The organism is Martelella alba, assembly GCF_006516955.1.
Classification (GTDB): Bacteria; Pseudomonadota; Alphaproteobacteria; order Rhizobiales; family Rhizobiaceae; genus Martelella; species Martelella alba.
Genome location: NZ_VHLG01000001.1, coordinates 627180 through 651610 on the forward strand (window position 1 = coordinate 627180; position 24431 = coordinate 651610).

The following is a 24431-nucleotide window of genomic DNA, read 5'->3' on the forward strand; positions in this document are numbered from 1 at the left end:
AAAGATCGTCCTAGCCCAAGGCAGGAACTGAACGATCAACGCAGATGGTTCGCCCGATTGCCTGAAAAAACAGCAAAAGGCAGGAAATTTCGATGAGGGTAGCGACCTGGAACATCAACGGCATCAAAGCGCGGCTGGAAAATCTTCTGGTCTGGCTCGAAGCAGCCAAGCCCGACATCGCCTGCCTTCAGGAGATAAAGTCGGTCGATGAGGCCTTCCCGCGCGAGGCGATAGAGGCACTGGGCTATCACGTTGAAACGCATGGTCAAAAAGGGTTCAACGGCGTCGCGATACTGTCGCTGAACCGCCCTGATGACATTATCCGGGGCCTGCCCGGCGACGAGACCGACGAACAGGCCCGCTTCATTGAAGCGAGCTTTTCCGTCAAAGGCGGATCGATACGCATCGGCTGCCTCTACCTGCCCAATGGCAACCCGGTCGAGACCGAGAAATACCCCTATAAGCTGGCATGGATGGACCGCCTCGAACGCCATGCGGCAAGCAGGCAGGCATTTGAAGAAGCATATATCCTGGCTGGTGACTATAATGTCATCCCGACGCCCGAAGACTGCTACGACCCTGCCGCCTGGGCAAAGGACGCGCTGTTTTTGCCGGAGACACGACAAGCCTATCGCCGTCTGCTGTCACTCGGGCTGACCGACGCCATCGCAGCCAGCGGGGATACGCCCGGGCGCTATACTTTCTGGGACTATCAGGCAGGAGCGTGGCCCAGGAACAACGGAATCCGTATCGATCACATGCTGCTATCGCCGGAATGCGCCGACAGGCTGCAAAGCGTCATGATCGACAAGGACACACGCAGCTGGGAGCGCCCGTCAGATCACGTGCCAGTCATATGCGAACTGCAATACGAATTCGCCTGAACCACCCGGCATCTTTACCGCATAAAGCTTTTGCTCAGGGATTGCTGGTCGAAAGGTTCTGCGCCAGTGCGATCGCACCACGGCGGTCCTTTTCGTCCACAATCGAGAAGGACTTCTCCTGCAAATCCCGCATCCAGGCACAGTCCGATGGTTTGCACAGATTGGTTGCTGCTGTCATGTAAGCCAGACCAAGCACCGACTGGCCCTCATTGAAGATGAGATTTCCAAACACCGCCATCGCGCCGATATTGCCATTCACGCGGGCAAGATTGAGCCACTTTTTGGCCAGCTTGACGTTTTTGTCACCGCCCTCGCCGTTCAAAATCATCTGCGCGAGCTGAAACTGCGCTTCGGCATTGCCGAAAACAGAGGCAGCCTGAAAATAGAGCTGACGCGCTTCCGAAAGGTCCTGCTTCACGGGACTGCCTGGAATGCCGATCTTGTAATATTTCGCCAGAGCCATCAGTGCGTTCACATAATAGCCGGTATCCTCAGACCCTGGCTCTACATCCTGATTGACGATTTCAGCGAAATATCTGAAAGCCTCATAATCATCTTCCGGAACGCCATCGCCAAAAGCATACATATTGGCAAGCGCCCAGCGTGACCCAGTATGTCCCTTCTCGGCAGCGTAGCGATAAGCTTCAATTGCCTTTGTCTTGTCGCCACTCTTATAGGCTTCGAAACCGAATTTGAAGAGATCAAACCGGCCCGAATCCTTCGGGACATCTGACTTGATGTCAAAACCGAAAGCATTGCTGGCCGTCATGGCAACGAAGCCGCCAATGACAAGCAAAACAGCCGCTGATTTCAATCGCATCTCCAAGACCGTAACTCTACCAATCTTCCAGGACACCAAATCTGAACACAACGCCTAACCGGCGCGAAACGACGTCACATAACTACTTTTCCGGTCCAGTAAACCATCCAAGTCTCATGTCTTTGAACTTCAGTTTCATTATCCATTCGCTTGCACCTATTTTGTGGCGGGAAATGGACTTTTTCGCTAAGGCGACCTTATGAAATTCCGTAGCCAAATGCTGTGACCAAACAGCCACAGTGCGAGATCCGCTGGCAAAATGGTGAATAATGAGTGGCGTTCAAGATCGCTCAGGCACGGTCTGGCGAAAGAATAATGAGGAATGCTACCACCGCCGAGAATGGCTGTTGCGCAGCGATGAAAGCCTGTTTAAAACGCAGGCAGAAACTGCGGACGTGGCGAAACTGGTAGACGCAAGGGACTTAAAATCCCTCAACCTTTGGTTATGCGGGTTCGAGCCCCGCCGTCCGCACCAATTTTTCTCCACATTGTCGCCCGCCAACCGAGGCGAACATTCCAGATTGAGCTTTCCCCCGCCCCCCCCGCAGAAAGCCATCTCAATCAATCGGAATTCCACGCGGAACCCGTTTCGGACGGGAGCAGTTTTCCCAGCCAGCCCTTCACTGTCGAGACGGCGCCATTTCCTGTCAAAAGGAGGGCTCGCCGATCCGAACCGCCTCCGCATCGACAAGGGAAAACGTTCGAAAACAGAGTGATACATCTGTCCGGGACCACGATGTATCAACAGTTCTGAGCCAACAATCTTTCTTGGCGACAGCACAAAACGAGAAAAGCCCGGCATAGCCGGGCTTTTCCGTCAATCAACAACTGTCGATTAGAAGTCGCGCTGCAGACGGAACCAGCCGCCGAAAGCATCGCCGATCGGATCGGGAAGGTCAGCGTAACGCAGGTTCAGCTTAGCGTGGAAACCATCAACGATGGTGTAGTCGAACAGAGCACCGGCTTCCCAGTAATCCTTGTCCGAGATACCGTCGGCCTTGGCAGTGGTCCACTGTACAGCAGGGGTGATGGTGAGCTTGTCGGTTGCTTTCAGAGCGTAACCGGCAGCAACAGCCCATTCGCTGTAGAGGTTGTCAGGCTTGGTGTAGCCAGTACCCGAGAACCAGCTGAAGCTGTTAGCATAGGCGTTGAAGCCCGAGCTGTACTGAGCGCCGAGGTTCAGGCTGCCCGGTCCAAGAGCGAACGCGCTCATCAGGCGGAGCGAACCGTCTTCGTTGTAGGTGTCATAACCACCGTCCAACTTCATGCCAACGCCACCAGCCTTGAAACCAACGCGGCCAGAAACGCCGAGCTTGGCCATGTCGTTGTTGCCGGTGTAGTCAACCATATCAGGCGTCAGTGCATCCACCGACAGGCCAGCTACGTAGCCGTCGCCGAGGAAAACATAACGGATCGAGTTGAACTTGGTGTTACCCGACAGGTGGTCGATTTCACCGATCAGACCTTCATCCCAATACGAGGTGAAGTAACCAGCCTGGAAACCGCCCAAGCCCAAATAGGTCTGGTCGAGCTCAACCTTGGAAGACGTACCGTCGCCATAAGCATAGGCGTTCAGTTCGATATCGCCGGTCAGAACACCGAGTTCCGTGTCGGTCTTCGAGCTAACAGCCAGGTGAGCCTTCGTGAAGACGTCCCAGGCAGCCTGATCCGACGGAGAGGTTACGAAATCAACCTGGAAACGGACATAACCACCGATGTCGAGGCAGGTTTCAGTACCCGGAATGTAGAAATAACCCTTGCCGAAAGCGTCGCAAACTTCGACATAGTTGGTAGCAACCGGCTCTACAACAACGACCGGATCGGCAGCGTAAGCGCCGGAAGCTGCTGCAACAGCGGCAGCGGAGCCAAGAAGAAGGCTCTTAACGTTCATAATGACCTCCAAAAAAGGTTTTAAGCGGGTCTGGGATTTTCGCCGAGGCGTTCCCTGCCCCATCCCCTGGTTGAAAGAAGATTGGGCATATCCGCCCTCGCTTCCGAAGATGAACATACAAGACAGGATCATGTTCGCAATCACGAAACGCGTTTGTGGCGGCCAACCAAAGCACCTTCCTGCCCCCCTGTTGCCAATCGGCAACAAAATCACGCATGGACCGGCCAAATCTTTACAAAAGGTAAACAATTCCGGGCCTATGGCGTCACATCCCGCGTGTCAGAAACACCTCAAATTCCGGAATTTTGCCTGATTTCGCGCCCCTGCACCGTCATGACACTGGCACCGATGGTGAAATCTTGCCGCTCGAAATGCTGTGAAACCACGAATCTGCACAGCAAAAAACTGGCCATGATTCGGTAATAAAGTGGAAACAAACGGCAGATCGGCAAACAGCTGACCTGCCGTAGAAGTGACATACAGGCCCTCACACTGTGACCGCCCCCGGATGCTCACATACAAAGTCCGGAAAGCGCATCACAAGCCACTGCTGCGCAACTTACGTGAATGAAACATCCCAAACGATATCCTGAAGGGAAGCAGCCCCTAGAATCGCTACAACAACGTCCAGATCCGCTTCTGCTGCCGAAACGACGCACACAGCCACCGTCTGTGCGCAGTCACCTTTAGTAAAGGCCGCCGCGCGGACATCAAGTCTGAAAAAGGAGCCAGGCATCTCGCCTGCAGCTCTGCTAAGGCAATGCTAGACCAACTCAACATCGACAACGCCGTTCACGGTGCGCATAGCCGATGCGACCTCGGGCGAAAGACGATAGGTACCCGGTAGCTCGATCTCGATCTCACGCCGTCCTTCGGCCTGGATGAGAACGAAAGAAACAAGCCCATCGCCATTGTCATTAAGATAACGCGCGAATGAAGCGATCGGGGAGTCCCCCCGGATAAAGACACGCATGGCCTTTTGTTGACGAACAGATTCTTCCTCGAGCGATTGAACAGTCTGAATGCGCAGACCAATACCCTCAGGCCTCATCTCAGCGGCCACTGTTATGACAACAGACACGCCAGGCTCAAGAAGATCGCGATACTGATAAAGCGCCTCGGAAAAGAGCACCCCCTCGAACTGGCCCGTGGAATCGGAAAAGGCCACGATACCCATCCGGTTGCCTGTCTTGGTCTTACGCTCCTGACGCCCGACAACGGTACCGGCAAGCCTCCCCCTGTCAGCTCCATTTTTTACAGACTGCGAAAAATCCGAAAAACTCTGAACACGCATTTTCGCCAACAGGTCCTTATAGGCATCAAGCGGATGTGCTGTCTGATAATAGCCCAGAACCTGAAATTCCCGCATCAAACGTTCAGAATCCGGCAGCGGTGTGAACTCCGGCAATATGATCTGCTCATCAGCAACCAGATTGCCGAAGATATCGGCCTGTCCGCTGCGCTTGTCATCCTGGCTACGCTGCGCGAAACCAAGCAACCGGTCCATCCCCGCCAGCAAGGCAGCGCGCGGCTGTCCAAAACAATCGAGCGCACCAGCACAGATCAGACTTTCGAGAACCCTGCGATTGACCATTTTCGGATCAATACGTCGGCAGAAATCCTCAAGAGAAGCAAAAGGTCGGTCGCCGCGCATCTCAACGATATGCTCAACCGCAGCATCGCCCACCCCCTTAATGGCCGCCAGAGCATAAAAAATGCAGTTACCACCGGTCTCGAAGCGACGAAAGCTGGTTTGCACCGATGGCGCCACCACCTCTATGCCCAACCGTCGGGCGTCATGGCGGAAATCGTTCAGCTTCTCACTGTTCGCCATATCGAATGTCATGGTTGCAGCAAGGAATTCACAAGGATAATGCGCTTTCAGAAATGCCGTGTGATAGGAAACAATGGCATAGGCGGCGGCGTGCGATTTGTTGAAGCCATAATTGGCGAATTTGGCCAGCAGGTCGAAGATTTCATCAGCCCGTTTCTTCTGGACACCGCGTTCCACCGCTCCCTCGACAAAACGAACACGCTGCTTGTCCATCTGCTCCTTGATCTTCTTGCCCATCGCGCGGCGCAGAAGGTCAGCTTCGCCCAGCGAATAGCCGGATAGCACCTGCGCGACCTGCATCACCTGCTCCTGGTAGATGATAACGCCTTGCGTTTCTGCCAGGAGGTGGTCGATCAGAGGGTGAATGGACTCAATCTCTTCCTCACCATGCTTACGCGCATTATAGACAGGAATATTCTCCATTGGCCCTGGGCGATAGAGTGCCACCAGCGCGATCAGGTCCTCAATCCGGTCCGGCTGCATGCCGATCAGAGCCTTGCGCATACCCGCGCTTTCAACCTGAAACACACCAACCGTTTCACCACGCGCAAGCATCTCATAGGTTTCGCGGTCGTCGAGCGGAACGGTTGCAAGATCGATCCGCGTCCCACTTTTGGCGATATAATCCACGGCCGTTTTCAAAACGGTCAGCGTTTTCAAGCCGAGAAAGTCGAACTTCACCAGCCCCGCCTGCTCAACCCACTTCATATTAAACTGAGTGACCGGCATGTCAGAGCGCGGATCGCGATACATCGGAACAAGACGGGAAAGCGGCCGATCACCAATCACGATACCTGCAGCATGGGTGGAAGCATGTCGATAAAGCCCTTCGATCTTCTGGGCAATAGCGAGCAGACGAGCCACAACTGGCTCCTCCTCAGCGGCCTCCTGCAACTTGGGTTCATCTTCAATTGCCTTGGAGAGCGGCACGGGCGCTGCGGGATTGTTCGGCACCAATTTACAGATACGATCCACCTGCCCATAAGGCATTTCCAGCACGCGACCGACATCGCGCAAGGCCGCACGCGCCTGCAGCGAACCGAAAGTGATGATCTGCGCAACCTGCTCGCGGCCATATTTGCGCTGAACATAATGAATAACCTCTTCCCGACGCTCTTGGCAGAAGTCGATATCAAAGTCCGGCATCGAGACACGCTCAGGATTGAGGAAGCGCTCGAACAGAAGTGAAAAGCGCAGCGGATCGACATCCGTAATGGTCAGCGCATAGGCAACCAGCGAGCCAGCACCGGATCCGCGCCCCGGACCGACCGGAATATCGTGCTCCTTTGCCCATTTGATAAAGTCAGAAACGATCAGGAAGTACCCTGGAAACTTCATCCCCTCGATGATGTCGAGTTCATATTCCAGTCGCTCAAGATAATCTTCGTGACTATGCCCCTTCGACAAGCCGATATGCGCAATCCGGTTCTCAAGCCCCTCACGCGCCTGTCGCCGCAATTCAGCCGCTTCGGCCTTTTCCGCCTCATCAGGATGTTCGGAAGCGCCGGTAAATCGCGGAAGGATCGGGCCGCGCGTATCGAGAACGAAGCTGCAGCGCCTGGCGATCTCAACAGTATTGTCCACCGCCTCGGGCAGATCTTCGAAGAGCGCCACCATCTCCTTCTGGCTCTTCACATAATGATCCGGCGTCAGGCGGAAACGTGTATCGTCAGAGACAATGGCGTTATGAGCCACCGCCATCAGTGCGTCATGCGCTTCGAAATCATCCCGCGTTGGAAAAAACGCCTCATTGGTTGCCACCACCGGCAATTCATAACGATAAGCCAGTTCCAGCATATGCCGCTCATGAGCGCGATCATAATTCCCATGGCGCTGTAATTCGACATAAAGCCGATCGCCGAAAATCCGCTTCAACCGCAAAAGGCGCTCTTCCGCCCGATCGGCAGCCCCCCCTGCTATCGCCTCATCGACCGGACCACCTGAAGCACCGGTCAAAACGATCAGCCCCTCGCAGAATTCCTCAACCCAGCTGATTTTCACCGACAGGGCTTCATGTCCAGATCCCGTCAGATAAGCCCGGCTGACAAGCGCCATCAAATTGGCGTAGCCGGCGTCATTGCTGACCAGAAGCACTATCGACGGCAGCTTGGCGACGATATGGGGTGCCTTGCGTTCGCCTGCCTCCCCATCCTCCATATCAATCGAAAGCTGGCAACCAAGGATCGGCTGCAGCCCTTCACCGATTGCCTTTTGCGAAAATTCGAGCGCAGAAAACAGATTATTCGTATCAGTGATGGCAATAGCCGGCTGCTCATCCTTAAGCGCAAGTTTAAGAACAGACTTAAGAGGCAGCGCCCCCTCTAGCAGCGAATAGGCTGAATGCGTCCGAAGATGGATGAACTGAACCTTGCCGGGTCTTTCAGATTTACTCACCAGCTCACTCGTCATTTCCGCCACCATTCATCGCCCGACCAATCCACACCAGATTCCTTGCTCGTTATTTAGCCCAGTCGACAAACGGCCCGCAATGACGCCGCTGAAAAATCCAGAACAAATTTAGAACGATGCCAGGACAATAGAGACACTCGCAACGAGCAGGGCGATTGAAGTGAAAGCGGCGACATCACGTAGTAAATCGGTCATCGGACCCTCCTGTTTTGGCTATGTATTATTTATGTTCCCTTTATGTTCTACCGTCAATATATTTTTTGGCGATTCCATCCCGGAGAATGACAGGATTCTCGATAATGCCGCCGCGTTTCGGATGCAGCTTGCGGGAGAAAAAATATTATCTAACTGTTTTTGTTCCATAATATCAATTCAATCCCAACATGAGCACACGCCGGACAGAGGCTAAGAAAATTCGAACGGCGGCAAACGTCACCGCGACATAGGCGGGCGGCACGCGGACGGACGCAACACATCGAAGCCCGTATCTCTCGCCCTGGCACGCACTTGGGCACACTGCCCGCCCCGGAGCAGCTTGCGACATGAAAAGGCAGTTCATGGTGTATGGATGAGTAGCTGCCGCCTCATGCGCACCACCGGAACGGCACCAAAGGGCGCGCCGTCGACAACGGCATTGAATAGGCTCTTATGCACCTCCTAAGCGCGCCAGCCATTCCCTCACCGGCCCAGCGAACCCATACAACACCACTGTCCTTCCCTGCAGCTTTCCAGGCTGAAACCTTTATGCGCTCTAAAACGCCACGGCAGCACCGTTAGCCAACCCGCAGTCATGCCGATATGATAAGGTTACAACCCGGATCTGACATGAAACAGGTCAAGTATTCAACTAGAAAGCCGAACAAGCCGCCACGCCAGCACACCCTCCGTCTGGCGGCTACATTACTGCTCTGACCAGCTTAGTACACCCCGCTCAACCAATCGAAATCAATGCTAGGAATAATCACCCCACAACCTTGGAGAGGCGGTCGGCACTGAAGCCGTGCAGCATCTTTTTGTCATCATACGCGCGGAAACTTCGTCAAAATATTACAAGTTTATATCCAATATATATTATCAGCCAACACTCCAGACGGAAAAACCTGCCCCGGACACGCGGAGCAGGCTTCTTAAAACAGGAGTCTATACCTCAGACATGCTTTTTGGCCCCGTCCTGCCCCTCATACTGATCGCGAAAACGATCAATGATGGTCATCAGGGCCTCACGCTTGGATTGGCATGCTGTCTCACGCCCGTATTTCTCGATAAAATCGGCCTGATCGGTCGTAATGACCGTCGAAAGACTGGTCAGCCCACGTTCCTTGAAAGACCTTCTGAAGTTCCGCATGTAGCGGTTCCATGCGGCACGCTCTTCATCAGAACGCTCGATTTTTCTCGATCTGCTATCCAGTTCACTATGGCTCATTCGATACCCCCTATCTAGTTTGAGCGAAATTTCGTCGTTCAACACAGTCCTGTTGCCCGCGACGCCTCAACTATATTACAATATTCTACAATTTAAAGCAAAAATGGTGACTTTTTTGGGGCGATGTTTACATCATAAACCCAAAATTAACTTATTTATGCTGAGTAATTACAAGCAAATATAGCTTAGACTATAAATAATACAAAAAAACATTACCTATCGACCGGCAAGCTATCAGCATGCCTCCCCCCGTTTAATCGTAAGTAAATATTCCTATAAGACGTGTCTTCACTACCAGAAAAACAATTTTGGGTTGATTTCAGCTTGCGCGTCGAGAGACCACACCTTTTCCGTGCTTCATTTAGAACAATAACACCTATGGTCGTCTAAACTCTAGCTTTGAGCTTGGGAATTGTTTCCGATCTGGAGAGCCGTACACCAAGGTAGGGTTGCAAAATATGGGGGCATAAAGCGGTCAGATTGCATCCTGTCGACAGTCAGACGTCGGCGAGCACAGCACCTCGACCGTCTTGACGACGGACTAACACTCGGATGCAAGTAAATTAGGTCAACAGTCGGTGATTGGCCTGCTCAAGCGGCGGCGACAGTGCCATCCTGTAACGTGACGCGTCGGTCCATACGCGCGGCAAGGTCCAGATTGTGGGTCGCAATCAAGGCGGCAAGACCCGACTGCCGCACCAATGCTTCCAATGCCTCGAACACATATCCGGCCGTACCAGGGTCAAGATTCCCGGTTGGCTCATCTGCAAGAAGCAGACTCGGTGCATTGGCGACGGCACGCGCAATAGCAACCCGCTGCTGCTCACCGCCTGAAAGTTCCGCCGGACGATGATCGGCGCGATGACTGATTTTTAGATAATCGAGCATCTGTTCAGCCCGTTCGCTTGCGTCTTTACGTGAAAGACCGGCAATCAACTGAGGCAGCATGATATTCTCAAGTGCGGAGAATTCCGGCAGCAGATGATGAAACTGATAAACAAAGCCAATGTCATTGCGCCGAAGCGCAGTTCGGCTGTCATCAGAAAGGTCCGCCGCATTGCGCCCGTTGATGATCACTTCGCCCGCCGTTGGCTGCTCCAACAGCCCGGCGATCTGCAACAAGGTCGACTTGCCTGTACCAGACGGCGCCACCAGCGCCACCATTTCGCCAGGCTGCAGGGTAAAATCAGCGCCCTTGAGCACATGAAGCAGGGATTCCCCCTGCCCGTAATCCTGCCGAATGCCCTTCAGGACAAGTGCCGGTCTGGCCATCACGCCTACCTCTTTTTGGTTATTCATAACGCAGCGCCTGTACCGGATCGAGGCGCGAGGCCCGCCATGCCGGGAAGATCGTCGCAATGAAGGACAGGGTCAGCGCCATGACAACCACGGTCACGGTTTCGCCCCAGCTCATTTCAGCCGGCAGCGTGCTCAGGAAATAGAGCTGCGGATCAAACAGCACGGTTCCGGAAATCCAGGAGAAAAACTCGCGGATCGATTCGATATTCAGGCAGACCACCACGCCAAGGATCACACCGGCAAACGTGCCGACCACACCGATTGCCGCGCCAGTCATAAAGAAGATCCGCATAATAGCCCCGGACGTCGCCCCCATGGTGCGCAAAATGGCGATGTCTGGCCCTTTATCCTTCACCAGCATGATCAGACCGGAAATGATGTTGAGCGCGGCCACGATCACGATGAGCGTCAGGATCATGAACATCACATTCCGCTCGACCTCAAGCGCAGTGAAGAAGGTCCTGTTGTTCTGACGCCAGTCCGACATCAAAACCTCTTCTCCGGCAGCACTGCGGAGATCGGGAATGACCTGATCGACCTCATCAGGATTTGTCAGAAAAACCTCGATACTCTGCACTGTGTCGCCAGCGTTGAAATAGGCCTGCGCCTGCTCCAGCGGCATGAACACGATGGAAGCATCATATTCCGACATGCCGATTTCGAAAATACCGGAGATCGTATAGGCCTTGACCCGCGGATTGACCCCCATGGGCGTCACATCGCCTTCCGGCGAGATCAGCGTGATCTTGTCCCCGACATAAAGGCCGAGGCTTGCCGCCATGCGCGAGCCGATCAGAACGCCGCTGCCGGCGGCGTAACCGACCATATCGCCTTCAATGATGTGATCGGAAACCGTGGTGAGCTTGGTCAGATCCTCCGGCCGGACACCGCGCACCAGCGCGCCCGAACCGGCACCCTGTCTGCCGGAAACCAGCGCCTGCCCTTCGACCAGCGGAAAGGCAAGCTTCACCCCCTTCACAGCCTCAAGCCGTTTCGACAGGGCATCATAGTCCTTGAAGGGATCACCCGCCGGCAGCACAACCACATGGCCATTGATCCCGAGAATACGGGTCACAAGCTCGGAGCGGAACCCGTTCATCACCGCCATGACGATGATAAGCGTGGCAACACCCAACATGATGCCGATGAAGGAAAAGCCTGCAATCACCGAAATGAACGCTTCCTTGCGGCGCGAACGCAGATAGCGCCAGGCCACCATGCGCTCGAACACGGAGAAGGGCCGCGCGGTCGGCGGAAGGTCAGGCATTGCCTCTTGCGTCTCGGTCGCGGCCATTCAGTATGTCTCCCTGTCAGCTCTGGGTCAGCTTGGCAATCGCCGCCTCAAGCGTCATTGTCTCACGTTCGCCGGTCTTGCGGTCCTTGATCTCGACCTCACCATTGGCAACGCCACGCGGCCCGACGACCACCTGAACCGGCACGCCAATAAGATCGGCAGTGGCGAATTTTCCACCAGCCCGCTCGTCAGTGTCATCCAGGAGCACGTCCTTGCCGGCATTTCCAAGTGTTTCGTAAAGCCTGTCGGCCACACCGTCACAGGCGCCGTCACCAGCCTTCATGTTGATGATCACGACATCGAAAGGCGCGACCGACTGAGGCCAGATGATTCCGGCATCGTCATGTGATGCTTCGACAATGGCGGGAACAAGGCGGGTCGGCCCGATACCATATGACCCCATATGGACAGCATGTTCCTTGCCATCAGGCCCCTGAACCTTCGCCCCCATCGGCTCGGAATATTTCGTGCCGAAATAGAAGATGTGGCCAACTTCGATACCGCGCGCCGACAGGCGCTCAGCTTCGGGGATCGCATTGAAAGCGTCTGCATCATGCATTTCATCGGTCGCAGCATAAAGCGAAGTCCACTGGTCGAACACGCCCTGCAGCGTTTCAACGCTGTCGAAATCAATATCAGCCGACGGAATGTTGAAATTGACGAAATCGCGATGGCAGAACACTTCCGATTCACCGGTGTCGGCCAGGATAATGAATTCATGGCTGAGATTACCACCGATGGGGCCTGTATCAGCGCGCATCGGAATGGCACGCAGACCAAGCCGGTCAAAGGTGCGCAGATAGGCGGTGAACATCTTGCGATAGGAATGCTCGGCTCCCTCACGCGTCAGATCGAAGGAATAGGCATCCTTCATCATGAATTCGCGTGAGCGCATCGTGCCGAAACGCGGGCGGATCTCGTCACGGAACTTCCACTGGATATGGTAGAGGTTGAGCGGGATCTGCTTGTAGGACTTCACATAGGAGCGAAAGATCTCGGTGATCATTTCCTCATTGGTCGGTCCGTAGAGCATGGGGCGCTCCTGCCGGTCGACGATACGCAGCATTTCCTTGCCATAGGCCTCATAGCGGCCGCTTTCCATCCACAGATCGGCGGACTGCATGGTCGGCATCAACAACTCTACAGCGCCGGAGCGGTTCTGCTCCTCGCGGATGATGTTGTTGACCTTGTCCAGCACGCGCTTGCCCAGCGGCAGCCAGGAATAAATGCCCTGGGAATGCTGGCGGATCATGCCGGCCCTGAGCATGAAGCGATGAGAGACGATTTCGGCTTCCTTGGGCGTTTCCTTCAGGATCGGCAGGAAATAACGGGAAAGGCGCATGGATACTGCTTTCATTGGCTGACACCCGCCTCACGCGGGAATCGTTTGACACCGGTAAAATCCGGGCTTCCTTGTAGCGACTTCCACAGCAAAATTAAAGCAGAAGCGACGCTGATCGACAGATCGTTCAAGCCCTTTGACGCCCCGCTTGACAAAGCACGGTTTCAAGAAACGTTTCAGAAACACGCCCCCTGCTTGTCAATGAAAAAAACTTCTCGACTGTCGCATTTTTGCAAAAAAACCGGGTGACAAGGCTTAAATCGTAGGCTAGTTTAAGCCCATAAAACAGGCAGGGAGCTTAAATTCTTGCCTTTTATTCGCGGTCAAGTCTTGGGAGGATGGATCTAGGCGCGCTCGTTCGCAGCCCCGGTAACGGTACGGATCACGCGATACTTGTAAAACAAGGCCTTTAGGGCCTTGTTTTTTTTTGTACGACCGCAAAAGCCAGCCTGCAGGTTATGTGCCAGTTCCGTGACACGGCGATGACAGCCATCGGCTACCAGAACAGACCGGCAAATCTATCGAAGTCGTAGCCGAATTTGACAGTGACCATCCACCAAACAACAAAAATCACAAAAGCGATTGCCGAGGTCCAGCCAAGAACCCGCAGCGGCCGGAAGCGATGCGGCGCACTTTCGGCCGTTCCGGGCACCACCTCGCCGGCCTCATCCTGGGTTTTCAGGCCGAAAGGCAGAACCGCAAATAAAACCACCCACCAGATAATGAAATAGACGGCAAAGGCCGAAAACAGCGACATCTCTCCTCCCGGTTTGGTGAGGATTATGCCAGCCCGGCAAGCCCCTGTCACATCATGCTTTATCGTCCCGACAAATGGAAAAGCCCGACGCGGATGCGCCGGGCTCAGGTTACTGACAAACCTTACCGCTTTTTCTGACGTCATGCCTGTGCTTGGTCCACAGGCATCCAGCCGACGCGCGTCCGCGCGGCGAAAAGACTTGTCTACTCGATGCCTTTTGAAGCTGGATCCCCGTGGACCAAGCACGGGGATGACGACGGAGGGAGGGGCTGTGCCACCTCAAACATGCAAAATGAATGGCCTGGTCAGCAATCTGGGCCCGACGCGGATGCGCCGGGCTTGTCGATCTCACATAGAATGCGACTGCACGTCCGGGGATCAGACTTTGACCACAAAGACGGTCACCACCGGCTTCTTGCCCCAGCACTCATTGGCAGCGGCGCGGACCGACCGGCGCACGGCCTCCTTGACCATGGCAAGATCCTTGCGCCGCGAGCGTGGAATGCTTTCAACCGCACCAAGCACGGCATCAAACAGTACGTCTTCCATCTTCTCGTCTTCATCGTCGAAGGCAGGAAGGCCGATCGGCACGACCTCCGGGTCACCGCGAAACTCGAATTTCTGATCCAGCACGAGATTGACCGCGACATGACCGACAAAGGAGAGCTTGCGGCGATCACCGACGCCGATCGTGTCATAATCGGCAATCAGCTTGCCATCCTTGAAAATCCGGCCGGCCTCGACATGGTCGATCACCTCCGGGTCGCCGGGCGCGAGGCGTAACATATCTCCGTTACGCACACGCGGCACCTTGGCAATGCCGCACTGCGCAGCAAGCTCGGCCTGCGCACTCAGATGCGCAGCCTCACCATGCACCGGCACCAGAATTTCGGGCCGCACCCAGTCATACATCTGCTTCAGTTCACTGCGGCGCGGATGGCCCGACACATGAACGAGCGCTTCAGCATCGGTCAGAATATGCACGCCCTGCTCGATCAGGCCGTTCTTGATATCCTGAATGGCCTTTTCATTGCCGGGAATAGCGCGCGAGGAAAACACCACCAGATCACCGGCGGCAAGCGAGATATTGCGCATCTCATCACGGGAAAGCTTGGCAAGTGCAGCGCGGCTTTCGCCCTGCGAACCCGTCAGGATCGCAACCACTTTCTCACGCGGCATATAGCCGAACTCATCCTCATCAACGAAGGGCTTGATGCCCTCCATCAAACCGATATCACGCGCAACCTCGACAGCCCGCTTCAGCGAAGAGCCGAGCAGCAGAACCTCGCGTCCCGCCTCTTCGGCCGCACGTGCGATCGAGCGGATACGGCCGATATTGGAGGAAAATGTGGTCAGCGCCACCCGGCCCTCGGCATTTTCGATCACCTGACGCAGGCTTGCCGAAACTTCCATCTCCGTCGGCGAAACACCGTCACGCATGGCATTGGTGCTGTCGCACATCAGCGCCAGCACGCCTTCATCACCAAGCGCACGGAAACGCGCTTCATCCGTCATAGGCCCGAGCGAGGGCGCAAGATCAATCTTCCAGTCGCCGGTATGGATCACGGCGCCCAGCGGCGTTCGGATACACAGCGACATCGGCTCAGGGATCGAATGGTTGACGGCGACCGCCTCGACTTCGAACGGTCCGGCATTGATCGTGTCACCGGCCTTGAAGATCGTCACCGGCAATTCACCGCGTGTCCCTTCATAAGCGCGCTTGGATTCCAGCAGCCCGGCCGTAAACGGCGAAGCATAGATCGGAACATTGAGACCCGGCCAGAGATCATTGATCGCGCCGAAATGATCCTCATGCGCATGCGTAATGATCATGGCCTTCAGCCGGGAACGATTTTCGCGCACGAATTCGATATCCGGCAGCACCAGATCGACACCGGGCAGGTCGGGACCGGGGAAGGTCACACCGCAATCAACCATGATCCACTGGCGATCCTTCGCCGGGCCGTAGCCATAAAGCGCGAGGTTCATACCGATCTCGCCCAGGCCGCCCAGCGGCAGGAAAACCAGTTCTGCGTTATTGTCTGCCATCAGGCATTTATTCCAATTCAGGTTCCAAAGAAGACATCGCCGGCCGCGAAGACGCGCATACCTTCCTGTGTTTCGAGCATCAGCATGCCGCTGTCATCAATGCCGGCGAAGCGGCCGGACACGCGGTCATGCAATAAATTGACGGTGATTGCCTCACCAATGCCGCAGGCATGCCTGCGCCAGCTTTCGACCGTTTCCCTTATACCCTTTCCGCAATTCCAGACAGTCAATTCGATCGACATGGCGGCGAACAGGTGGGCAAACAGCATTTCCGGATCTGCGCCAGGCGCATAATCACGCAATCTTGCGGTGGGATAGGCACTCATTTCGGGAGCAAAACCGACATTGATGCCGATACCGATGACGATCGCATTGCGCCCATCCGGCAACTGCTCCGCTTCCAGCAGAATGCCCGCAATCTTGTTGCGGGCGATCAATACATCATTTGGCCACTTGATTTCAACTGGTCCGGAAATTCCCGTGGCGGCGGCCAGCACCGCCTGGCGCACGGCAAGCGCCACGGCAAGCGGCAGCGAAGCAATATCTTCAAAAGGTGCCGGATCAATTAAAAGAAGCGAGGCATAAAGATTGCCCCGCTCCGAAATCCATTGCCGTCCGCGCCGTCCGCGTCCGCCCGTCTGACGGGCAGCGGTAATCCACAAACCGCCCGGGTCTCCGGCCCGCGCCCGGCGCATGGCTTCGCTATTGGTCGAATCCACCTCGTCCAGCGCTTCGTGACGCATGGCCTCGAAGGCTGGCATTGCATGTTGCTGCATCTAGAACAGCGCCGCAGCAGCAGCCGAAGCAGCCGCATCAAGCGAACCACCGAAGACCAGATAACCAATCGCGAACAGACCGGACAGGCCGTAGACGAAGCGCAGTTCACCGGCAACGCGGGCAAACTCGACCGTCGGCTCATCGAACCACATGACCTTGACCACCCGAAGATAGTAAAAGGCTGCAACGACTGAAGCCAGAATACCGATGATGGCGAAGACGTAGAGCTGGGCTTCCATCGCCGCCAGGAAGACGAAATACTTGGCGAAGAAACCAGCCAGCGGCGGAATGCCCGCAAGCGAGAACATCAGCGTCGTCAGGACCACCGCCATGACTGGCTTGGTCGAGGCAAGACCGGCGAGATCATCGATATTCTCGACATTGCCGCCTTCCTTGAGCCGCATCGCCATGATGATGGCAAAGGTGCCGAGTGTCATGAAGATGTAGATCGCCATGTAAAGGACGACGCTGCGAACGCCCAGTTCCGAACCACCGGCAAGACCGAGAAGCGCGTAACCCATATGAGTGATCGAGGAATAGGCCATCATCCGCTTGATATTGCGCTGGCCAATGGCGGCAAAGGCGCCGAGCAGCATCGAGCAGAGCGAGATAAAGATGATGATCTGACGCCATTCGAAAAAGGCCGGTGCAAAGGCTTCCATCAAAATGCGGATGATGATCGCCATTGCGGCAACCTTCGGCGCGGAGGCAAAGAAGGCCGTGACCGGCGTCGGCGCACCTTCATAGACGTCAGGCGTCCACATGTGGAACGGAACGGCGGAAATCTTGAACGAGATACCCGCCAGCACAAAAACCATGCCGAAGATGAAGCCGAGATTCATCGCTCCATTGTCAAGCTGGCTGGCGATGCCGGAAAAGCCGATATTGCCGGTAAAGCCGTAGATCAGCGACATGCCGTAAAGCAGCATGCCCGAGGCCAGCGAACCGAGAACGAAATATTTCAGCCCTGCTTCCGTCGATCTGAGGCTGTCGCGATTGATCGCTGCAATGATGTAGAGCGGGAACGACATCAGCTCCAGCCCCATATAGAAGGCCAGAAGATCGTTTGCCGAGATCAGCAGCATCATGCCGACGCTGGAAAGCAGCATCAGCACCGGATATTCGAAACGGTCCTGATAATCCGGCTCTTCATGGCCCACCGACATGACGAGTGCCAGCGCCGTCGCGATCAGCGCCAGAACCTTCATGAACGAGGTGAAGGCCGAAAAGCTCAGCGATCCGCTGAAAGCTTCCACCGGCCCATCGCCAAGCATGACCTTGGTCTGGCCGATAACCCAGCCCGCCGCCACAATGATCAACGCCACAGACAGGGCGTTGATGGTTGGTCCACTTTTCCGGCCGGCAAAGACGCCGATCATCAACAGGACCATCGCCCCGATCGCCAGGATCAACTCCGGCATGATCAGTTTCAGACTTTGAATGAGAAGTTCCGAGGTCATGTCCAAAAGATCCTGTATCAGTATGTCGGCAGCGCGATCTGCTTGGTGGATTCCAGCACAGCATCATAATGCTGCACGATCTGCTGCACCGATCCGCGCATCATGTCGAAGATCGGCGACGGGAAGAAGCCGAAGAAGATGACAAGAGCCGCGAGCGGATAGAGCACCAGTTTTTCGCGTGTCGACAGATCCAGAAGGGCCTTGAGGCTCTCCTTCTCCAGCGCGCCGAAAATGACCCGGCGATAAAGCCACAGCGTATAGGCGGCCGACAGAACCACGCCCGTTGCCGCGAAAACCGCGACCCAGGTGTTGATCTGGAAGACGCCGATGACGGTGAGGAATTCGCCGACGAAGCCGGATGTTCCCGGCAGACCGACATTCGCCATGGCGAAGATCATGAAGATCACAGCGAATTTCGGCATGTTGTTCACGAGGCCGCCATAGGCCGCAATCTCACGCGTATGCATCCGGTCATATATGACACCGATACAGAAGAACAGCGCGCCCGAAACGATACCATGCGACAGCATCAGGAAGATCGAGCCCTCGATACCCTCGGTCGTTGCCGAGAACATGCCCATGGTGACGAAGCCCATATGCGCAATCGACGAATAGGCCACCATCTTTTTCATGTCCGTTTGCATCAGCGCCACGAGCGAGGCGTAGATGATGGCGATGATCGACATGGCGAAAATGATCGGCGCAAAAGCCCAGGAAGCATCCGGGAACATCGGCATCGAATAGCGCAGAACACCAAAGCCGCCGAGCTTCAACAGAACACCGGCCAGAACGCCGGATGCCGCGGTCGGCGCTTCCACGTGGGCATCCGGCAGCCAGGTATGGACCGGCCACATCGGCATCTTGACCGCGAAGGATGCGAAGAAACCGAGGAACAGCCAGTATTCCATGTTGATCGGGAAATTATACTGCAGCAGCACCGGCACGCTGGTCGTGCCCGTGACCCAGTACATCGCCATGATCGACAGCAGCATGAAAACCGAACCGGCCAGCGTGTAGAGGAAGAACTTCATCGACGCATAGACGCGGCGTTCATGCCCCCAGATACCGATCACCAGATACATCGGGATCAGACCGGCTTCGAAGAAGACATAGAACATCACGATATCGAGCGAGACGAATACGCCGATAATCAGCGTTTCCAGCACCAGGAAGGCAATCATATAGGCCTTCACGCGCTCATTGATCGCTTCCCAGGATGCCAGGATACAGAACGGCATCAAGATCGTCGTGAGCATGATGAACAGGATCGAAATCCCGTCAATGCCCATATGATAGCCGATCCCCGTGCCGAGCCAGGGGTGATCCTCGATCATCTGGAAGTTCGGGTTCGAAGAATCGAACTTGATCCAGATGATCACCGAAACGACGAAGGTGAACAGCGTCGTCAGAAGCGCAACATTGCGAATGTTTCGCAAGCCTGCCTCGTTGTCATCGCGCGTGAACAGGATCAGCGCTACACCAACCAGCGGCAGGAAGGTGACCGTGGAAAGAATTGGCCAATCGCTCATTACTGCGCTCCTCCGAGCATCATCCAGGTTACAAGTGCGGCAACGCCGATCAGCATCGCAAACGCGTAGTGATAGACATAGCCGGACTGCAGTTTCACGACGCGTTTTGTGACGCCGCTAACCCCGGCGGCAATACCATCAGGACCGAAGCGGTCGATGACGCCGATATCGCCCTTCTTCCAGAAGAAGTTGCCAAGCCGCTTGGCCGCGCGAACGAAGAGGAAGTCATACAATTCGTCGAAATACCACTTGTTGAGAAGGAAGGCGTAAAGCTTCGGGAAGGCTTCCGCCAGCGCCTTGGCCGAAGACGGCTTCAGCAGGTACATGTAAATCGCAACGACCGTGCCAGCCAGCATCGCCACAAACGGGCTCAGCTTGACCCATTCGGGAACCTCTTCGTGAAGTTCCAGAATTTCATTGTGCTGCGAGGTAAACAGGGCGCCCTTCCAGAAGGCGTCGTAATCATGCCCGTAGAAGAAGGGCAGGAAGAAGTAACCGGCAAACAGCGCACCGATCGACAGCAGCACCAGCGGCAGCAGCATCACCCAGGGTGATTCATGGGCGTGGTGCATGACATCCGCCGAGGCACGGGCCTTGCCGAAGAAGGTCATGAAGATCAGGCGCCAGGAATAAAAGGCGGTGAAGGCAGCGGCAATCACCAGCATCCAGAAGGAGAAGCTGGCCAGCGAGCTTGATGACACATAAGCCGATTCGATGATCGCATCCTTGGAGAAGAAGCCCGATGCGCCGATGACGGTTCCGGGAATACCGGCGCCGGTGATGGCCAGCGTGCCGATGATCATCGCCCAGAAGGTGACCGGGATGTGCTTTCTCAAGCCACCCATGCGGCGCATGTCCTGATCGCCGGAGACGGCGTGAATGACCGAGCCGGCCGCAAGGAACAGCAGCGCCTTGAAGAAGGCATGGGTGAACAGATGGAACACGGCAGCACCGTAGGCCCCTGCCCCGAGTGCGGCAAACATGTAGCCCAGCTGCGAACAGGTCGAATAGGCAATGACACGCTTGATATCATTCTGCACCAGACCGATCGTCGCCGCGAAAAAGGCGGTGATCGAGCCGATCAGCGTGATGAAGGTCAGCGCATCCGGCGACAGTTCATAAAGCGGTGACATGCGGGCGACGAGGAAGACGCCAGCCGTGACCATGGTCGCGGCATGGATAAGAGCCGAAACAGGCGTCGGGCCTTCCATCGCATCCGGCAGCCATGTGTGCAGCAGGAACTGCGCGGACTTACCCATGGCACCCATGAACAGAAGCAGGCAGATCACGGTAATGGCCTGCTGGACATCAAGATGGAACCAAAGGAAGTTCAGCACGGCCTGATGATCACCGCCCGCCTCACCATGAGAGGCAAGCTCGCGGGCACCGGCGAAGATCGGATCGAAATTGATCGTGTGCGAAAGGAAGAACAGACCCGCCATGCCGAGCAGGAAACCGAAGTCACCAACGCGGTTGACGATGAAGGCCTTGATGGCGGCCGCGCAGGCAGACGGCTTCTTGTACCAGAAGCCGATCAACAGATAGGAGGCGAGACCAACGCCCTCCCAGCCGAAGAACATCTGCAGCAGGTTGTCGGCGGTCACCAGCGACAGCATCGCAAAGGTGAACAGCGACAGATAGGCAAAGAAGCGCGGGCGATGCGGATCGTCATGCATATAGCCGACGGAATAAAGATGCACGAGGCAGGATACGGTGTTGACCACGACCAGCATGACTGCCGTCAGCGTATCGATCCTCAGTCCCCAGTCTGCCTGAACGCCGCCGGACGAGACCCAGTTCATGATCGGAACATGGATGACGAAGCCCGGTTCAGACGTCAGGAAGCCCACCGAAATGAACACCCACCAGGACAGGATGGCCGCGACCAGCATGAAGGCGATGGTGACCAGTTCCGAGGCCTTTGCGCCCATACGCGTACCGAAAAGCCCGGTGATCAGAAAGCCAAGAAGCGGCAGGAAAATGATGAGTTTGTAGATCATCGCGCGTTCAGCCCTTCATCATGTTGACGTCTTCGACGGCGATCGAACCGCGATTTCGATAGAAGACCACCAGAATTGCCAGACCGATGGCCGCTTCGGCTGCCGCGACCGTCAGAATGAAAAGGGCAAATACCTGTCCGACCATATCATGCAGAAACGCCGAGAAAGCGATCATGTTGAGGTTGACCGACAGCAGGATGAGCTCGATGGACATGAGTATGATGATGACGTTCTTTCGGTTCAGAAAGATCCCGAAAACGCCGATGGTAAAAAGAATGGCACTAACCGTAAGGTAGTGGGAAAGTCCGATTTCCATTGCCTTGTCCTTGGTCCCGTTTCCCTGCTCTTAAATTCTCAGAGGCCCTGCCCGGGCTTCACCTTGACTGCCTCATGCGCACTGTGACGCGTGCGGGCAACCTGCTTGGCGATGTCCTGGCGCTTGACGTCGGTCCGATGCTTCAGCGTCAGCACGATCGCTCCGATCATGGCAACGAGAAGGATAAGGCCGGCAACCTGGAAGAAGTAAGCATAGTGAGTATAAATGATGTCACCGAGTGCGGCGGCACTGGACTTGTCGGCCAGGTCCGGCATCGGCATCGTAATATTGCCGGAAAGCTCCGGCGAAATCATCGTGCCACCCACCACAATGATCAGTTCAGCCAGAAGCGCGACACCGATCAGCGCACCGATCGGCGCGTAGCGCAGGAGCCCTGACCTAAGCTCGGAAAAGTCGATATCCAGCATCATCACGACGAAGAGGAACAGCACCGCCACAGCGCCGACATAGACGACCAGCAGCAGCAGGCCGAGATATTCCGCACCGGCAATGATGAACAGTGCCGCAGCATTGACGAACACCGTGATCAGAAACAACACCGAATGAACGGGGTTTTTCGCCACGATCACCATCAGCGCCGAAGCCACCGCGATAAACGCGAAGATATAGAAAAAAAGAGCCTGGAGACCCATGGTGGTGCCTTTTCTTCGTGAGTATTCCCGGAAAGTCCGCACGGGCGAACCCTCCTCCCTCGATCTCAGTTTCCGGCCGGTGCTTCATTGCCACCGCCCGGCTTGTCATTTGCCTCAGCGGTAAGGCGCGTCCATCGCAATGTTGCGGGCAATTTCCCGCTCCCAGCGATCGCCATTGTTCAAAAGCCGCTGCTTGTCATAGTAAAGTTCTTCGCGCGTCTCGGTGGCGAACTCAAAATTCGGCCCCTCGACGATCGCCTCAACCGGGCATGCTTCCTGGCAGAAACCACAATAGATGCACTTCACCATGTCGATGTCGTAACGCACCGTGCGGCGGGTACCGTCATTGCGGCGCGGACCGGCTTCAATGGTGATCGCCTGAGCAGGACAGATCGCCTCGCACAGCTTGCAGGCAATGCAGCGCTCCTCACCGTTCGGATAACGGCGCAGCGCATGTTCGCCACGGAAGCGCGGGCTCACAGGTCCCTTTTCAAAGGGATAGTTCACCGTCGACTTCGGACTGAAAAAATACCGCATCGTCAGGAAGAAAGCCGAAACGAATTCCTTCAAAAACAGCGCGTTGAAAGCCTGAGTTACAGAACTCATTTAAAAATCTCCCATATGGCGCTTCTCATCCGCCATCATCATGCCCATCCCGTCAGCTTGACCACGAAGGCCACGATCACGACCATTGCCAGCGACAGCGGCAGGAACACCTTCCAGCCGAGACGCATCAGCTGGTCATAGCGGTAGCGCGGCACGAATGCCTTCACCATGCCGAACATGAAGAAGACCAGGCAAAGCTTCAGCACGAACCAGATCACGCCCGGGATCCAGTTCAGCACGGCGATATCGACGATCGGCAGCCAGCCACCGAGGAACAACGTCGTCGTCATGCCGCACATCAGCGTGATGGCAGCATATTCACCAAGCATGAACATCATGTACGGGGTCGAGCCATATTCGACCATGTAGCCGGCCACCAGTTCCGATTCCGCTTCCGGCAGATCGAAGGGAGGACGGTTGGTTTCAGCCAGCGCCGAGATGAAGAAGACGATGAACATCGGGAACAGCGCCAGCCAGTTCCAGTCGAGGAACGAATTGGGCAGGCCCAGCATCGTGCCAAGACCATCCTTCTGGGCATAGACGATATCCGTCAGGTTCAGCGAACCGACCGTCAGCAGCACGGTGATGATCACCAGACCGATCGAGACTTCGTAGGACACCATCTGGGCTGCCGAACGCAGCGCGCCAAGGAAGGCATATTTGGAGTTGGATGCCCAGCCGCCCATGATCACGCCGTAAACCTCAAGCGAGGAAATGGCGAAGATATAAAGGATGCCGAGATTGATGTTGGCAACCGCCCAGCCATCGGCCACCGGCACAACAGCCCAGGTGGCCAACGCCAGCGTAACGGACACAAGCGGCGCCAGAAGGAAGACGACCTTGTCGGCACTGGCCGGAATGATCGGTTCCTTGAACACGAATTTCAACAGGTCGGCGAAGGACTGCCACAGGCCGAACGGACCGACGACATTCGGGCCGCGGCGCATTTGCACCGCCGCCCAGATCTTCCGGTCAGCCAGAAGCAGGAAGGCGATGCCGACAAGCAGGATCACGAGCAGCAGCAGCGATTCGCCGATCATGATCAGCGCGGGCCAGAGATAGGTCGAAAGAAAAGATCCCATTGTTCA

18 protein-coding genes and 1 tRNA gene are annotated in these 24431 nt (G+C 55.8%); 2 read left to right on the forward strand and 17 right to left on the reverse strand.

The genetic code is table 11. The features are described from left to right. The first annotated feature begins 92 nt into the window (after positions 1-92). A complete protein-coding gene (xth, locus tag FJU08_RS02835; protein WP_141147449.1) occupies positions 93-884 on the forward strand; it encodes an exodeoxyribonuclease III in 792 nt (263 codons plus the stop codon). Between the two features lie 34 nt (positions 885-918). On the opposite strand, the gene FJU08_RS02840 is transcribed toward xth, so the two are convergent. Next, the gene (locus FJU08_RS02840) at positions 919-1653 is read right to left on the reverse strand and encodes a tetratricopeptide repeat protein (protein ID WP_235890568.1); all 735 of its coding nucleotides are present in this window, start codon (positions 1651-1653) and stop codon (positions 919-921) included. A 440-nt stretch (positions 1654-2093) separates the two neighbouring features. Here FJU08_RS02840 and FJU08_RS02845 point away from each other — a divergent pair. After that, positions 2094-2179, forward strand: a tRNA-Leu gene (locus FJU08_RS02845). A 360-nt stretch (positions 2180-2539) separates the two neighbouring features. On the opposite strand, the gene FJU08_RS02850 is transcribed toward FJU08_RS02845, so the two are convergent. The 16 genes from FJU08_RS02850 to nuoH form a co-directional block, all read right to left on the reverse strand. Then, positions 2540-3595 (reverse strand): porin, encoded by a 1056-nt coding sequence (locus FJU08_RS02850; RefSeq protein WP_141147451.1) that lies wholly within the window; start codon positions 3593-3595, stop codon positions 2540-2542. A 763-nt stretch (positions 3596-4358) separates the two neighbouring features. After that, on the reverse strand, positions 4359-7838 hold the full coding sequence (gene dnaE, locus FJU08_RS02855) for a DNA polymerase III subunit alpha (RefSeq protein WP_141147452.1): 3480 nt from the start codon (positions 7836-7838) through the stop codon (positions 4359-4361). A gap of 1147 nt (positions 7839-8985) precedes the next feature. Then, positions 8986-9303, reverse strand: a complete 318-nt coding sequence (locus FJU08_RS02860; RefSeq protein ID WP_141147453.1) for a hypothetical protein — start codon at positions 9301-9303, stop codon at positions 8986-8988. A gap of 549 nt (positions 9304-9852) precedes the next feature. Beyond that, positions 9853-10533 carry an ABC transporter ATP-binding protein gene (locus tag FJU08_RS02865; protein WP_181409724.1) on the reverse strand — a complete coding sequence of 227 codons (681 nt, stop codon included), beginning with the start codon at positions 10531-10533 and terminating at the stop codon, positions 9853-9855. A 19-nt stretch (positions 10534-10552) separates the two neighbouring features. Then, a complete protein-coding gene (locus FJU08_RS02870; RefSeq protein WP_141147454.1) occupies positions 10553-11854 on the reverse strand; it encodes a lipoprotein-releasing ABC transporter permease subunit in 1302 nt (433 codons plus the stop codon). Positions 11855-11870: 16 nt separating this feature from the next. Then, positions 11871-13196, reverse strand: a complete 1326-nt coding sequence (proS, locus tag FJU08_RS02875) for a proline--tRNA ligase (RefSeq protein WP_141147598.1) — start codon at positions 13194-13196, stop codon at positions 11871-11873. A 496-nt stretch (positions 13197-13692) separates the two neighbouring features. Beyond that, positions 13693-13953, reverse strand: a complete 261-nt coding sequence (locus tag FJU08_RS02880) for a DUF1467 family protein (protein ID WP_141147455.1) — start codon at positions 13951-13953, stop codon at positions 13693-13695. 378 nt (positions 13954-14331) lie between these two features. Further along, a complete protein-coding gene (locus FJU08_RS02885; protein WP_141147456.1) occupies positions 14332-16002 on the reverse strand; it encodes a ribonuclease J in 1671 nt (556 codons plus the stop codon). A 17-nt stretch (positions 16003-16019) separates the two neighbouring features. Then, a complete protein-coding gene (locus FJU08_RS02890) occupies positions 16020-16778 on the reverse strand; it encodes a biotin--[acetyl-CoA-carboxylase] ligase (RefSeq protein ID WP_141147457.1) in 759 nt (252 codons plus the stop codon). Then, entirely contained in the window at positions 16779-18239 is a 1461-nt protein-coding gene (nuoN, locus tag FJU08_RS02895; RefSeq protein WP_141147458.1) for an NADH-quinone oxidoreductase subunit NuoN, read from the reverse strand. Between the two features lie 17 nt (positions 18240-18256). Then, entirely contained in the window at positions 18257-19768 is a 1512-nt protein-coding gene (locus FJU08_RS02900) for an NADH-quinone oxidoreductase subunit M (protein WP_141147459.1), read from the reverse strand. After that, complete coding sequence (gene nuoL / locus FJU08_RS02905; RefSeq protein ID WP_141147460.1) at positions 19768-21768, reverse strand: NADH-quinone oxidoreductase subunit L; 2001 nt, start codon at positions 21766-21768, stop codon at positions 19768-19770. Before nuoL ends, FJU08_RS02900 begins: the two co-directional genes overlap by 1 nt. 7 nt (positions 21769-21775) lie before the next feature. Then, a complete protein-coding gene (nuoK, locus tag FJU08_RS02910; RefSeq protein ID WP_141147461.1) occupies positions 21776-22084 on the reverse strand; it encodes an NADH-quinone oxidoreductase subunit NuoK in 309 nt (102 codons plus the stop codon). A 38-nt stretch (positions 22085-22122) separates the two neighbouring features. Continuing rightward, a complete protein-coding gene (locus FJU08_RS02915; protein WP_141147462.1) occupies positions 22123-22737 on the reverse strand; it encodes an NADH-quinone oxidoreductase subunit J in 615 nt (204 codons plus the stop codon). 114 nt (positions 22738-22851) lie between these two features. Then, on the reverse strand, positions 22852-23343 hold the full coding sequence (gene nuoI, locus FJU08_RS02920; RefSeq protein WP_141147463.1) for an NADH-quinone oxidoreductase subunit NuoI: 492 nt from the start codon (positions 23341-23343) through the stop codon (positions 22852-22854). A 38-nt stretch (positions 23344-23381) separates the two neighbouring features. Next, positions 23382-24425 (reverse strand): NADH-quinone oxidoreductase subunit NuoH, encoded by a 1044-nt coding sequence (gene nuoH / locus FJU08_RS02925; RefSeq protein ID WP_141147464.1) that lies wholly within the window; start codon positions 24423-24425, stop codon positions 23382-23384. Between the last annotated feature and the right edge of the window lie 6 nt (positions 24426-24431).